The organism is Chryseobacterium sp. SIMBA_029 (assembly GCF_046535275.1).
GTDB lineage: Bacteria > Bacteroidota > Bacteroidia > Flavobacteriales > Weeksellaceae > Chryseobacterium.
This window is the reverse complement of the sequence record NZ_JAWRXA010000179.1, coordinates 1-292: the sequence shown is the minus strand read 5'-3', so window position 1 is coordinate 292 and position 292 is coordinate 1. Positions and strand designations below refer to the sequence as shown.

Sequence of the window (292 nt, the reverse complement as noted above, 5' to 3'; positions counted from 1 at the left end):
ACCAAAAATATATTGATGGGCCAAAAAGGCAATGGTGATCTTGGTTTCTATGCAAGCTTTAAGGCAGATGAAAACTGGGCTGTACACAGCGCCCTGAATTTTTCTGATCGTGCAGATATCCTGGAATGGTTTAAAAAAGAATATTCTGAATGGAGCAATATATGGCATGAATTATTTACAAATGCTGCTACCCCGTTTATTCCGCGTCTCATTTCCTATATGCCTTTAGATCAGACTTGGGACACAAAGGCCAATGTAACTATGTTGGGTGATGTCGCCGACGTAATGACGC

The 292-nt window shown here is 41.1% G+C and carries 1 pseudogene; it reads left to right on the top strand.

Features of this window, described 5'->3' with window-relative positions:
- Positions 1-15 precede the first annotated feature (15 nt).
- Positions 16-292 (top strand): annotated as a pseudogene (locus tag SB679_RS23725) (FAD-dependent monooxygenase); the annotation flags it as partial.